At 62.1% G+C, this 15,101-nt stretch carries 5 protein-coding genes; 4 read left to right on the top strand and 1 reads right to left on the bottom strand.

Going from position 1 to position 15,101, the window contains the following annotated elements; genetic code table 11:
• Positions 1 to 3,555 carry a DEAD/DEAH box helicase gene (locus K3G64_RS19505; RefSeq protein WP_238886626.1) on the bottom strand — a complete coding sequence of 1,185 codons (3,555 nt, stop codon included), beginning with the start codon at positions 3,553 to 3,555 and terminating at the stop codon, positions 1 to 3.
• A 126-nt stretch (positions 3,556 to 3,681) separates the two neighbouring features.
• On the opposite strand from K3G64_RS19505, the gene K3G64_RS19500 reads away from it, so the two are divergent.
• The 4 genes from K3G64_RS19500 to K3G64_RS19485 are packed head-to-tail and all read left to right on the top strand — an operon-like array spanning position 3,682 to position 15,101.
• A complete protein-coding gene (locus tag K3G64_RS19500) occupies positions 3,682 to 7,092 on the top strand; it encodes a helicase-related protein (protein ID WP_238886624.1) in 3,411 nt (1,136 codons plus the stop codon).
• Entirely contained in the window at positions 7,092 to 9,896 is a 2,805-nt protein-coding gene (locus tag K3G64_RS19495; RefSeq protein WP_238886622.1) for a DUF1156 domain-containing protein, read from the top strand. Before K3G64_RS19500 ends, K3G64_RS19495 begins: the two co-directional genes overlap by 1 nt.
• Positions 9,826 to 11,739: a GmrSD restriction endonuclease domain-containing protein gene (locus K3G64_RS19490; protein WP_238886620.1), complete on the top strand. Its 1,914-nt coding sequence runs from the start codon at positions 9,826 to 9,828 to the stop codon at positions 11,737 to 11,739. The genes K3G64_RS19495 and K3G64_RS19490 overlap by 71 nt, the downstream gene beginning before the upstream one ends.
• Positions 11,739 to 15,101, top strand: a complete 3,363-nt coding sequence (locus K3G64_RS19485; protein ID WP_238886618.1) for a Swt1 family HEPN domain-containing protein — start codon at positions 11,739 to 11,741, stop codon at positions 15,099 to 15,101. The genes K3G64_RS19490 and K3G64_RS19485 overlap by 1 nt, the downstream gene beginning before the upstream one ends.

Raw genomic sequence — 15,101 nt, 5'->3', positions numbered from 1 at the left:
TCATGCGCACTCACCTGCATGGACTGTAAAGCACGAGGGACAGACGCTTTCTGATCTCTGGGAACCTTGACCCTTTGATCCTAAAGCCGACGCACGCGCGGGGCTCGTGACACGTTGTTCGCTGGCCTTCGCATCCCGGCGCAGCGCCGCGATAACGGCGTTCCGGAGCTCAGTTGGTACTTGCCTGGTACGGAGCAGCTTGCCCACCCGGTCAACCAATTCGTTTTCAGACAGCGTTTTACCGGCTGACGCATTCCGACAGTACTGCAGCACCTCGCTTGGGGGCACGATGTCAATGGTCCGGGGACCGAGTTCGCGTGCGACTGCTGAGGACTGGCTCGGCAGCCTGAAAGTCCTTGGCTTATTGCCGGTTTGGTTGAACGGGTTCTCCGAAACGATTCTCTGCCGGCGCTCAGCCGCTGAGATAGCCCTGTTGATTAGTCGAGAAAACTCGTCGTGAGACTCACCGCTCCCCGCGCTCTTTCTGTACACCTGGTGTATCCGCCAGCCGGTCACGGGACCTTCGACTCCGACAATGCGAACAATGTTGTCGATGATGCGGTCGGCCGGTGTCTGCGAGATCGGTGACAACGCTTCGGAAAAAACAGGATAGGTCTTCAGTGCCGGAAGCCCAGGGCTGGTCGCCTGCGGCATAGCGCTCAAAGACGCAGGTGACTCTTTTTGTTGCGGAGCGACGCGGCGCGGCCGGTCAGCAAACGTACCCTCCCTAGTGCGGGCGGACTCCTGGTTCGAAGGCCTAGGCTCGGCCGCCAGGCTACGGGGCGTTGGCGGCGGATGAATGACAGGTACCGGTGTCGACGGCCTCTGCGAAGCTGGCGGACGCTCGCGACGGGGTTGCTCGGAAACGGCCGTGCTGTCGCCTATCTTCGTCTCGGCTGGGGTTCCGGCGGGTGCGGCCTGTGCCGGTTGGCCAAAGAGCCTTTCGCGCTCGGAGGCAATGATGTCGCGTGCGAGTTCGGCCTCGGTGACGTCATAGGCTTCCGGAGCGCTTGCGGCCAAGTCGCTCTCGCGCGCGAAACTTTCGAATAGCGCTTTCTTCGTTGCGAGAATCTCCCGGAGCCTTTGATCCACACCTTCTTCGGAAAGCAGTCGATGAACCTGCACGGATTCCAGCTGTCCCATGCGGTGTGCACGGGCGATGGCTTGCCACTCGGTGGTGGGCTTGAGTTGTGGTTCGCAGATCACGACGACAGATGCCGCTTGGATATTCAGACCCACGCCGCCGGCGACGATCTGGGCGACCAGCACCGCACCCTTCTTGGCAGCGGAGAAGTCGTCCACCAGTACCTGTCGCTGGCTGGCTGCGACTGAACCGGTTAAAGGGCCGAAGACCCTTCCGGGCATGTGCCGTGCGATGTCGCTCAGGACGTCGAGGAAGTGTGAGAAGACGACAACACGGCGCCCATTTGCTTCCGCCTCCTGAACGATCTCGACCAGGCGCTGCATTTTGGTCGACTTGAGTCCCTGCTTCATCGTGGCTTGCCGCATCGCCATGAAGTTCCGCTGCTCTACGGCGGCGCGGTAGGCGGCGACGTCCTCGCCCGACATCGGCATCCACTCGTCGACCTCGACGAGTTCCGGGAGTTCGGTGAGGACGTCTTCCTGGTTGCGTCGCAGGTACGCCGGTGCCACTTGGCGACGAAACTTCTTCGGAGCGAACTCGTTTGCATCCAACACAAGGTCCGGGCGCAGGTACCCGACGAGATTGCGAAACTCGTCCAACCGATTCTCCAGCGGTGTGCCGGTCAGGAGAATCGCTCGTTCACAGGAGTCGATGAGCTGCGATGTTCGCTGCGTACGAAGCGCGTCGGGGTTCTTGATGTAGTGCGCTTCGTCGACGACCACGCAGCTGAGTGCCGGTGTGGAGACCTCGTCGTTGAGCCAACGCAGGGTCTCGAAGGTGGTGACGCCGACGCCGCCGTTGCGCTCCCAGTTCTTGGCCGCCCATCGTCGGTCGGGCCCATGTAGGCGGTGCGCGGGAAGTTTTGATTTGGCGGTGACTTCGCGAACCCAGTTCGTCACTACTGCGGCGGGGCAGACGACAAGGAAGTTGTGCTCGCCCTTAGCGCGAAGGTGTGCGAGGGCTGCGAGGGCTTCAACAGTTTTGCCTAGGCCCATCTCGTCGCCGATGATGACTTTCCGCTGGACCAGAGCGAAGCGTGCAGCGAAGCTTTGATATCCGCGTAGCGACGCGGTGAGGTAGTCGCCTTTCAGCTCGAAATCACGTACCGCTTCAATGATTTCGGTGGGCAGGTCGCCGTGGGTCTTCTCGTCGTCCTCAGTGATGAAGCCCAGCTCGGCGAGGAGCGCAAAGTAGTCGGCAGGCCGGGTGAGGAAGTCCTCCCACGGGTCCCCGCTTGTTGCCGCGTCTTGCGCATCGGCGATCGCGCGCGCGGACCGGGCCACAATTTGAATGGCGTCGCGGAAGTCCTCGACGGTCGACAAGGCGGTCGGAATGACGATGGCATGGGTGACCGTATTATCGATGGCTGCCGCAACGGGTGCCAGTTCCTCGACGATCGACATGTCCGCCGACGACGTGGAAGCACGACGTGCCGCATCCCAGGCGCGGAGGCGGCGCAGGAATTCAGTGTGTTCTGGGGTGCGGTTCTTAATGTCGATGCGCATCGGCATCTCATCGAAGGTGTTCTGTCTCAGTGTCCGAGCGGCAGCGCGGATGCGGGTCGCGGAGGTCTCCCCGATGCCGTCAAAGTACTCGAGTATGCCCTCGTTGTTCAGGACGGCGAGCACGTTGGTGATGCCGTTGTCCGTCAGAGCCCCGACGCGGATCTTGTCGCGGGTGGCTTCCCGGAGCCGTTCGACGGACATGTCTGCCAGCATCCGGTCGGTCTCTTTGCTTCGGACCTTGTCGCCGGCGTCGACTGCAGACCTGCGCAGCTTGGACTCTTCGGCGGCTGCGCGCCGGATGACAGCTGTGGCGTTCGGGAGGATCGCGAAGGTCGTCGAGTCTTCAAGCGTCGCGGTTTGGCCGTGGTCGGGTAGCTGCTGTTTGAACCCCACCCAGTCGGCCAGCGCGTCGTTCACGGTCAAGGCCCGAATCCGTTGATCGTCCACCGGCCTGGCCTGGTCGATAGCCTGGCCGATACCGCTGCTGTGGAACCAGCGGCGGTAGTCAGTGAGGAACTGTGCAGCCTGGTTGGCTTTGTCTCGTGTGCCGCCGAACATCAACAGGCGGCCGAACCCCGTGACCTTTCTCAAGTCCGTCGTCGCCGCAGCGACCTCGGTGGTGAGCCGGTCGAGTTCTCGTTGAACGTCGGGGTGTATAGGCGGGAGGCAGGCCGAACGCGCCGTGGCTTGAAAGACGGCTTGGTCGTCCGAGCGCAACGGTATGACGTGCCAGAGGTAGCGGTTGTTTCGTCGGGCCTTCACAGTCCGCGCTCGCAGTGCTGCGGACTGTGCGACGGCCGCTTTAGCAATCTCGTGGCGGGCCGCGGTCACCGCTGTGGCGGCGTCGACCCAGCCTCGTACTTCGTCACCAATTGCCGATGTTGACGGCTGTTCGTCGCTGCCCATGGTCCCCGTTGATCGACTCGCTCCCTTGCGGGAGATTAGCGGACCTAGCGACGATTCGCGGACTACCCCCGATACTGTCGGAGGGGTCGACTAGCGTGGGCCGGCTATCGACGGGGAGGACGAACAGTGCTGCTGGAAGAGCTGAAGCCTGGCTTGCGCATCGACGGGCTGATCCCGTCCCAGGTAATCACGGTGATCTTTGCCCAATGGCACGGCACCGACGCACTGGAGCTGACTTACAAGACCAGCGACGGCGCACTCGGCCAGCAGGTCGTGTTCCGCAACGACCAGAACAACCTCACCGTCGCCCAGACCGGCAGCCGCGCATTCGACGCCAACGCCACCGACTTCAAAATGGTCGCCGAGGCGCAGCGGATCACCCTGGCCGGGCTGTTCGACCCCATGCTGGCCGTGGCGACCAGCGATGTCCGGCCGCTCCCCCATCAGATCCGCGCGGTCTACGGGGAGCTTCTCCCCCGCACTCCGCTGCGCTTCCTGCTCGCCGATGACCCAGGTGCCGGCAAGACGATCATGGCCGGGCTCTACATCAAAGAGCTGCTCTTACGCGACGACGTCCGCCAGTGCCTGATCGTCGCCCCCGGCGGCCTGGTCGAGCAGTGGCAAGACGAGCTCTTCTTCAAGTTCGGGCTGCGGTTCGACCTCTTGACCAACCAGCTCATCGACGCCAACGTCAATCTGAACGTCTTCGAGACCAATCCGCTGTTGATAGCGCGGATGGATCAGCTATCGCGCAATGAGGAGCTACAGGCCCAGCTCGCAGAAACCGAGTGGGACCTGATCATCGTCGACGAGGCCCACCGGATGGGCGCCCACTACTTCGGCGGCAAGCTGGAGAAGACGAAACGCTTTCTGCTTGGTGAAATGCTCGGGCGCATCACGCGGCATCTGCTGCTGATGACAGCGACGCCGCACTCGGGCAAAGAAGAAGACTTCCAGCTCTTCCTCACGCTGCTCGACCGCGACCGCTTCGAGGGCAAGCACACCAAGACCGCCAACACCGACGGCATCATGCGTCGCATGGTCAAGGAGGATCTCCTCACCTTCGAGGGCAAGAAACTATTTCCCGAACGCCGCGCCGAAACCGTGCCCTACGAGCTCACCGAATTGGAATATTCGCTGTACGCAGAGGTCACCGACTACGTGCGCGAAGGCATGAACCGGGCCGACCGGGTGGGCGGCAAACGAAAGAACACCGTCGGGTTCGCATTGACCGTGCTGCAGCGTCGCCTGGCATCCAGCCCCGAAGCCATCTACAGGAGCCTCGTTCGGCGCACCGAGCGCCTGGAGCGCAAAAAGCTGGAAATCCTCAACGGCACCTACACCGATAGAGAACCCACCATCGACTTCGAGGGCCTGGACGCCGACGACTACAACTCCGAACAGATCGAGGAACTCGAAGAGGAACTGCTCGACGCTGCCACCGCTGCTCAAACCGTCGAGGAACTCGACGCCGAAATCCTCGAACTCGCAGACCTGACGACGGTTGCCAAGCAAGTCCGCGACTCCGGCACCGACCGCAAGTGGACCGAGCTCAGCAGAATCCTGCAAGACGAAGCGCTGACCGTCGACGCCAACGGGTGGCCGCGCAAGCTCATCATCTTCACCGAACACCGCGACACCCTCGACTACCTCGCCGGCCGCATCCGGACGTTGATAGGAAAGCCCAACGCCGTACAGGCCATCCACGGCGGGGTGCGCCGCAAGGAACGGCGCATGATCACCGAAGAGTTCACCAAGAACCGCGACTGCCAGATCCTGCTAGCCACCGACGCCGCCGGCGAAGGCCTCAACCTTCAAGCCGCCCACCTGATGGTCAACTACGACCTACCGTGGAACCCCAATCGCATCGAACAGCGCTTCGGCCGAATCCACCGCATCGGCCAAGAAGAAGTCTGCCGGCTATGGAATCTCGTCGCCAGCAACACCCGCGAAGGCGCAGTCTTCGAACGCCTGCTGGAAAAGATCGAAGAACAGCGGAAGGCGTACGGCGGCAAGGTCTTCGATGTTCTCGGCGAGGCTTTTGCCGATACACCTTTACGTGACCTGCTACTAGATGCGATCCGCTACGGTGAGCGCGATGACGTGAGGGCCAAGATGCACGAGGTCATCGACCACAAGGTGGCCGATGGACTGAAAGAGTTGCTCGACGAACGCGCGCTGGCGTCGGATCACCTCGCCGACGCGGATCTAGCCAAGCTTCGCGCCGCCATGGACGAAGCCCGTGCCCGCCGTCTACAACCGCACTACATCGAACTCGCATTCAAGGCCGCGTTCACCCGGCTCGGTGGCCGCATCGCCAAACGCGAACGCGGCCGCTACGAGATCGCCAACGTCCCAGCACAAATCAGAGCCAGCAAGTACCAGCCGATCGCGACCAAGTACGACCGAGTCGCCTTCGATCTGGAACACGTGCACTCGGAGGAACTGGCGCGCGCCGACCTGCTCGCGCCAGGACACCCGCTACATGACGCGGTGATGGACGAAGCGATTCGGCATTTCGGCGGCACTCTCAACAGCGGCACGGTGCTCGTGTCGGCGACGCTGGAGGAGCCCCATCTGCTTGTCGGTGTCGTCGAAGAGGTTGCCGACGCTACGGGTGCCGCAGTCTCCCGACGATTCGGCTACGCCTATGTCGACAGCCTCGGCACCGTGACGCCCGCCGGCCCGGCACCATACCTGGATTGCGTCGCCGCACCCGATACCCCAGCCGTTGCCGCGGCACGACGGTCTCCTTGGCTTACCGAAGCTGAAGATCGCGCAACCAGCTGGATCATCACCACCCAACTGCCCGAGTACCTCGCCGAGGTGCAACCCCGCCGAGCGGCGGAACTTGCCAAGGCTCGGGAGCTTGTCGTGAAACGGCTTGAAGGAGAACGTGACCGGCTCCTTCTGGACGCTGCCGTCGCAGCCGAGAAGGAACGCGCGGGCGAGAAGCCGAAAGAGTCGGCTGAGAGCCTTAACCGGAAAGCAGTCGAGCTTGACGCTCGTCTACGCAAACGCCTTGAGCTGCTCGACAAGCAGGCGCTGATGTCGACCAAGCCACCGCGCATCATGACGGCCGCACTTGTACTCCCGGTTTCCATGGTGGACGGCGAGTTGCCTGCGTCGGCACCTATGCACGCCAAAGAGACCAAAGAGGTCGAGCGTCGAGGTGTCGACCTAGTGATGGCGACGGAACGAACGCTTGGCCGTACGCCAGTCGAACAGTCCTTCAATAACAAGGGATTCGACATCCTGTCCTCGGACCCTGGCGGTGATTCCTACCGCATCGAGGTCAAGGCCCGGCTGGACGGTGCCGCCGACTTCTTCGTCACGCACAACGAAGTAATGGTCGGCAAGAACGCAGCACCCCGCTACCGGCTGGCTTTGGTCAAGGTCGATCCGCGAGGCCCAGGCCATGACCGAGTCCGCTATCTAGACAACCCGTTCTCGTCGACGGATCTTGGCGACTTCGACGCCACCGGCGTCCGCGGTGACTGGAACAAAATGTGGAACAAGGGAACTGAGCCATTCTGATGACGTCCGACAACCAAACCCCCAAGCGCAAGCTGATCGAAGTCGCACTGCCGCTGGAAGTAATAAACCGGGAATCGGCCCGAGAGAAGTCGATTCGGCACGGCCATCCCTCCACATTGCACCTTTGGTGGTCGCGCAAACCCCTCGCCTCCGCGAGGGCCGTGCTGTTCGCCCAGCTGGTCGATGACCCATCGTCACATCCCGAAGAATTTCCGACCGAGGAGCTGCAGCGCAAAGAACGCGAGCGACTGCACAAACTCATCGAGCGCATTGTCGTTTGGGAGAACATCCGCGATGAGAAGCTTCTGGCCGAAGCACACGCCGAGATCCTCAAATCCACCGACGGCAACCCACCGCCGATATTCGATCCATTCGCCGGCGGCGGGACGATTCCTCTGGAAGCGCAGCGGCTCGGTCTGGAGGCACACGCGTCCGATCTCAATCCCGTAGCGGTCCTGATCGAGAAGGCGCTCATCGAAATCCCTCCGAAGTTCTCGGGGCGTCCGCCGGTATCCCCCGATATAGCAAGGGATCAGCTCGCTCACCCGTGGCCGGGTGCGACCGGCCTGGCTGAAGATGTACGCCGCTATGGCCAATGGATGCGCGACGAAGCTGAAAACCGCGTCGGCCACCTGTACCCCAAGGCCACTCTGCCGGATGGATCTCAGGCCACCGTGATCGCCTGGATCTGGGCGCGCACCGTCACCTGCCCCAACCCTGCGTGTGGCATCGCCATGCCGCTAACAAGCAAATGGTGGCTCGGCAAGAAGAAGGGGAAGGAAGCTTACGTCGTCCCGTCCGTCATCGACGGCAAGGTGCAGTTCACCATCGGTCACGACCCCAAGCGCGCACCCACGCCAGACACCGACGGCACTGTCAGGCGTACGGGCGCCATATGTATCGGCTGTGCGACCGCCGTTGAGCTGAAGTACATACGCGCAGAAAGCCGGGCTGCACGTATGGGCGCCCAGCTTATGGCGATAGTGGCGGAAGGCAATCGCACCCGCATTTATCTGGAACCCACGCCCGACCACGAATCAGCCGCGGGTGTTCCGCGCCCCGCCGACATACCTGCCGGCGAACTATTCGACTGGCCTGGGCGCATCAACGTCGTGCGATACGGCCTGACGACGTTCGCAGATCTGTTCACGGCTCGACAGCTGACCACACTCACCACATTCAGCGACCTCGTCACCGAAGCCCGTGAAAAGGTGCTGGCCGATGCCCTTGTCGCAGGTATGTCCGAAGGAGACCGCCTCGAAGCCGCGGGCACCGGCGCCGCCGCCTACGCCGATGCCGTGGCAACTTACCTGGGAATCACACTCAGCAAGATAACCAACCTCTCGTCGTCACTGACTAGTTGGATGAGTGACCGCGGCGCCTTCCGTGAGGTGTTCGCGCGGCAGGCAATTCCCATGATGTGGGACTTTGCTGAGTCGCACGTGTTCTCAACGAGTGGAGGCTCTTGGAGTACCACAGTCGCGAAGGTCTCCGCAGTCTTGGACTATTCACCAATGGGCCCTGGTCGGGCTCGACAATCGGACGCAGCGTCCTTTGGTGACCGTTCGACCTTACTTTCCACGGACCCGCCTTACTACGACAACATCGGATACTCAGATTTGTCGGACTTCTTCTACGTGTGGCTGCGCCGGTCCCTGCGTCCGATCCATCCTCATTTACTCAGCACCATGTTGGTCCCAAAAGCCGAGGAGCTCGTCGCGAACCCTTACCGGCACGGAGGCAAGGAGGGCGCGCACGAGTTCTTCGAGGACGGTTTCCGCAAGGTCTTCCGCCACGCACGCGCATCCGCGTTGCCGGGCGTTCCCATTACCGTCTACTACGCATTCAAGCAATCCGAAACCACGGAAGCCGGCCAGGCGTCCACCGGTTGGGAAACGCTGCTGGAAGGTATGATTCGCTCCGGTTGGGCAGTGACCGCCACCTGGCCCCTGCGAACGGAAGGCAGTGGACGTCTGCTCGCGAAAGACACCAATGCCCTTGCATCCTCGATCGTCTTGGCGCTTCGACCACGAGCCGAGGAGGCGCCCCCGACGGATCGCCGCCAGTTTGTCGAGACGCTGAAGGCGGAACTTCCGACTGCGCTCAAAGAGCTCCAGCACGGGGCGATCGCACCCGTCGATCTACCGCAGGCAGCGATCGGGCCTGGCATGGCAGTCTTCTCTCGCTATTCAGCCGTCATCGAACCCGATGGCTCAAAGATGTCAGTGCGTTCCGCATTGGCCCGGATCAACGAAACCCTTGACCATGTGCTTAATGAGCAGGAAGGCGACTTCGATTCGACAAGCCGGTTCGCGATCGCCTGGTATCGCCAACATGGCTACGGCACTGGCACTTTCGGGTCCGCAAACATCCTCGCGAACGCCCGTAACACCACCGTCGACTCAATGGACCGTGGCGGGGTTCTAACCAGCCGGGCCAATAAGGTTCGCCTCTTCAAGCCGTCAGACTTGAGCACGGACTACAACATCCTCGCGGACCTCCACGTCAGCAACTGGGAGGCGCTGCACCACCTGATCAAGACACTCGAAAGCAAAGGTATTGGCCCAGCGGGTGAATTCTTGCGCACTGCTCTGAGCCGCCCCGACGGTGCCGTCGACGCCGACCTCGTCAAAGAGTTGGCGCACTTGTTGTTCCGCATTGCAGAGAGCAACGGCTGGACCAAGGACGCATTGAGTTTCAACACTCTAGTCACCAGTTGGCCCGAGATTTCCGATGCCGCACGAACGGATACGTCTGAAGGCAGTTTGCAGAGTGCATTCGACTTCGATGAAGGGGACGATTGACATGGGGTTCCTGACACCGATGTACGAGTTGGGTGAGTATCTGAAGTGGACTCGTTCCGGTGAGATCCAGTTGCCGGACTTCCAGCGCGGATACAAATGGGAAGACGAACGTATCCGTCAGCTCTTGGTGACGGTGTTGCGCGGACACCCGATGGGTGCGGTCATGCTGCTGAAGACCGGAAACTCACAGGTGCGGTTCAAGCCGCGCGCAATCGAGGGTGTCCACCTCGCCCCAGACACCGAGGCGAAGTACCTTCTGTTGGACGGGCAACAGCGTCTGACATCGCTTACGCAAGCCCTGAGCGGGAATGGTGTAGTCGCAACGAAAGACAGCCGCGGACGATTGCTCGACCGGCGCTACTTCGTCCACATGGAAACGGCGCTGAGCGACCCGAACCGCGTTGACGAGGCGGTGATCTCGGTACCAGCCGACGGCATCGTTCGGTCGAACTTCGGCAAAGACGTGGTGCTCGACCTCAGCGACCAGGACAAGCAACACGAGCACGGCTACTTCCCGCTGAACCTGCTCTACGGCGACTACATGAGCTGGATCCTGGAACTGCAAAACCCGGCGCTAGGCAAGCACTTCCATGACAAGTTCATCAAGCAGTCGGCCACCTACGACATCCCCGCGATCATCTTGGACGAGGACACCGACAAGGCTGCCGTGGCCACCGTCTTCGAGAAGGTGAACATCGGTGGCCTGCCTCTCAACGTGTTCGAACTGCTCACCGCCGTCTTCGCCGGCGACGCCGACTACTACGCCAAGACCGGCGAAGACTTCCGGCTCAACGACGACTGGCGGGAAACCCAACTCAAGTGGTCGTCCTACCCGGTGCTGGCCGCCGTCGAGAACACCGACTTCCTCCAAGCGGTCACCATGCTCACCACCCGCCAACGCCACCTCGCCGACACCTCCGACCGGCCGCCGGCCATCTCGGCCAAGCGCGAGGACGTCCTGAAGCTGACCTTGAGCGACTACCTGCGATGGCGCGAACCTCTGCGCGAGGCATTCATCTGGGCGTCAACATTCTTGGCTGACCGGCACATCTTCGCACGACGAGACGTGCCCTACCCCAAACAACTGGTTCCGCTGGCCGCCATCAAGGTGGTGCTGGGCAAGCAAGCGGATCTGATCAGTATGAGTGAACGGCTCGTCCGCTGGTACTGGTGTGGCGTGCTCGGCGAACTCTACGGCTCGGCAATCGAATCGCGGTTCGCCCGTGACATCGAGATGGTTCCGCCCTGGGCCACCGACGGCTCCATGCCGGTGCCGAAGACCGTTCAGGATGCCAGCTTCACCGAGTCTCGCCTGCACTCGCTTCGAACACGCAACGCCGCCGCCTACAAGGGTATTGCCGCACTCATCCTTGCCGGGGGTGCGAGGGACTGGATGGAAGACAAAGCGCTCGACAAGGTTCAGTACGTCGACCTCGCGGTCGACATCCATCACATCTTCCCCCAGAAGTGGTGCGACACTAACGGCATCGATGCAGAGCACCGCGAGAGCATCGTCAACAAGACGACGATCAGCGCGCGCACCAACCGCACGATCGGCGGTGTCGCCCCATCGTCGTACCTTCCGGTGATCGAGACCCGCGCGCAGATCGACTCGACGCATCTCAACGGCCTTGTGGCCACTCATCTTATTCCGGCCGAGTTCCTCCGCCAGGACGACTTCGAGAGCTTCTTCCGTACGCGGCGCGAATCGCTATGCGAGCTAGTCGAAAGGGTGATCGGTAAGGCTGTGCAGCGAGACATCGACTTGGGATTCGCCGACGAAGACTCGGCACAGTTTGAGCTCGAGGAGTTTCCCAACGACGTAGGTATGGAGAACGACTGATGGCACTGAGCAACCGTGACCGCATCGACCGCATGTTCCAGACGATGGCACCCCCGCTCGATGACTTCATCGCCTCGGTTATCGGCCAGGGGGATCCAGCGCTGGGAGCAGCCTGGACGAAACTGGTTCAACTCAAGGACGGGAAGAAGGGTGCGCCGTCGGACAAGACCTACAACCCGCTCGACCCGCAGGTCCAGTTTCGCATCCTCACCGAGGCGAACATCACCAACGGTTTTAAGGCGGGTTGGTACCCGTTCAGCAAGACACTTGGCAAAGCGGGGGAATCCTTCGCCATCGAACTCCGCGAAGTCCGCAACACGTGGGCCCACAACGGCACCTTCAGTGACGACGACGCCTACCGCGCGTTAGACACCGGTGAGCGACTGCTCAAACTGATTGGTGCGGCCAAGGAAGCCGACGAGGTTCACGCCATCCGCCTCAACCTGCGCCGCGTGGCCGCCGACAAAGACGACAAGAAAACTCTCAAGGCCGCAGTCGATAACCCCGAGGCCGCCGGGCTCAAGCCTTGGCGCGAAGTGTTGCCGCCCCACCACGATGTTGCCACCGGAAATTTCGCCGCCTCTGAATTCGCCGCAGACCTGTACAAGGTGGCCTTCGGCGGTGAACAAGATTCCGGCTACGCCGACGCGGTCGAGTTCTTTCGCCGCACCTACCTCACCGAAGGTCTCACCGATCTCGTCGGCCGGGCGGTCCGCCGGCTGTCCGGCGACGACAACGCGCCCCCTGTCATCAACCTGCAAACGAATTTCGGTGGCGGCAAGACGCATTCGATGCTCGCCCTGTGGCACGTCGCCGCGGGGCTGCCAGTCGGTCAGTTCCCTCAGGACACTCAGGAACTACTGACCAAGAACGGCTACACCGGCACCAAGGTCAACCGGGTCGCCATCGTCGGCAATCACTTCAGTCCGTCCGGTACGACCAAAGACGACGGCACCCACGTCAACACCATCTGGGGCGAGCTCGCCTGGCAACTCGGGGGTGCTGAGGCCTACGCCCTGGTCGCCAAGGCCGACGCAGACCGCACCACACCCGGCGAGGCCCTCCACGAATTGCTCGCGAAGTACTCCCCCGCGGTCATCCTGATCGACGAATGGGTCGCCTATGCCCGTTCGCTCGTGGGCCGCGACGATCTCGCCGGCGGTACCTTCGACGACCAGTTCACCTTCGCACAATCGCTCACCGAGGCGGCGAAGGGCACTCGCGGTGTCCTGCTGGTCATTTCGATCCCCGCATCGGAAACCGGGGACGACTCCGACAAGGTCGTCGCCGGCAACGCCGAAGAAGTCGGTGGCGCGCACGGCCTCGAAGCGCTCAAACGACTACAGAACGTGGTGCGTCGAGTCGCCGAACAATGGCGCCCCGCATCCTCAGCCGAGGCCTATCAGATTGTCCGACAACGCCTCTTCGTCCAACCTGACGGTGCCGCACTCGCCTCCATTGGCGCCACCGCCCGCGCCTACGTCGACATGTACCGAAAGTACACCGACGACTTCCCGCGGGAATCCCGCGACACCGCATACGAAGACCGCATCAAGCGGACCTACCCCATCCATCCTGAATTGTTCGACCGGCTCTACGAAGAGTGGTCTTCGCTGGAGCGCTTCCAACGCACCCGCGGCGTACTGCGGCTGATGAGCACCGTCATACACGCGCTGTGGGCCGGTGAGGACGCCTCGCCACTGATCATGCCCGGGTCTATCCCGCTGTCCACCGCCAACGTGAATGCCGAACTCACCCAGTACCTGCAAGATTCGTGGAAAGCCATTATCGACGCCGATGTCGACGGGCCAACCTCCGAACCTGCGCGCATCGACAAGGAGAAGCCCGTCTTCGGTCAGCGGTCACTGACCAAACGGCTGGCCCGCACGGTGTTCTTCGGCGCCGCACCCACCATCGGGTCGGCCCACAAAGGCCTCGAAACTCAGCGGGTCTTCCTGGGCACTGCTGTTCCGGGTGATGTTCCTGGCAACTTCCATTCAGCGCTGACCCAGCTCGGTGACCGGGCCACGTACTTCTACTCCGGTTCCGGCAAGTACTGGTACGACCTGCAGGCCAACATCACCCGCACCGCCAAAGACCAGGCGGAGCGACTGCACAAGGAAGACGTCTGGGCCGAGATCGCTCGCCGCCTGCAAGGACAGGCGAAGACTCGTGGCGACTTCGCGGGTGTGCATGTGTGCCCCGAATCGAACGCGGATATCCCCGATACCGACGAAGCCCGACTGGTCCTCCTGCATCCGAAGGTTGCGCACAAACGCGCATCGGACTCACCTGCCAAGACGTTCGCCCAAAAGGCAACCGAGCAGCGCGGCACCGCCAACCGAACCAACCGCAACATGCTGGTCTTCTTGGCAGCCGACGAAGCGCGACTTGAGGAACTCGATGCCGCCACGCGGGACTACCTCGGCTGGTCACATGTGCTGGCCAACGAGGCCGACCTAGACCTCACCCAAAACCAAAGGAATCAAGCGTCCACTCGGCAGGCGCTGGCCGACCAGACGGTCAAGTCTCGCCTGCTGCAGACGTTCACGTGGGCACTGGTTCCGTCACAGCCGGATGCGAGCGCTCCATTCGTCGTGCGAGAGACGAAGGTCGAAGGGCAGTCGGAGTCGTTGGCCGAACGAGTGTCCCGCCGGCTTGGCAACGATGGCGATCTGTCCGTTCGCCAAGCCGCGGTGACGATTCGTCTCGCCATCAATAAGGTGCCGCAGATCTGGAAGGACGGGCACGTCACCCTCGGCGCGCTGTGGGGGCTCTACTGCCAGTACCCGTACATGCCGCGCTTGCGGGATCGGCGCGTTCTGGAGGAGGGCGTGCTCGACCTTCCGATGATCTGGGAAACCGATGCCTTTGCCCTGGCAACCGGCATCGACGCTGCCACAGGACGGTTTGTCGGACTCTGGATCCCCGGAGACAGCAATTCAGCTCCTACTCCAGCGGACTCGCTGCTCTTGGTGCGGCCCGACGTCGCAATCCATCAGCGACAGCACGAGAAACCAACGGAGACGGACTCCAACACCGACACTGAATCCGGCAAGGGCACTGGGACGGGAACTGGGACTGGGACAAGCACCGGAACTGGAACCGGCCCCGGCCCTATCGATATCGCGTTCACGCGGTTCTACGGCGTCAAGACGCTCAGCTCGGACAGGATCGCGATGGACTTCAAGAACATCGCCGATGAGGTGATCGCCAACCTTCGGGAACAGGGCATCAACCTGGTCGTGAAGATCGAGATCGAAGCGGTTGACGCAACAGGCTTTGATGAGAACAAGATCCGTACGGTGTCGGAGAACGCGAAGACGCTGAAGTTCGATCAGTCGGGGTTCGAGAAAGAATGA

Origin of the sequence: Mycobacterium sp. IDR2000157661, assembly GCF_022317005.1 — a bacterium.
In the GTDB taxonomy this organism is placed as follows: Bacteria; Actinomycetota; Actinomycetes; order Mycobacteriales; family Mycobacteriaceae; genus Mycobacterium.
This window is presented reverse-complemented; position numbering and strand designations above follow the sequence as displayed.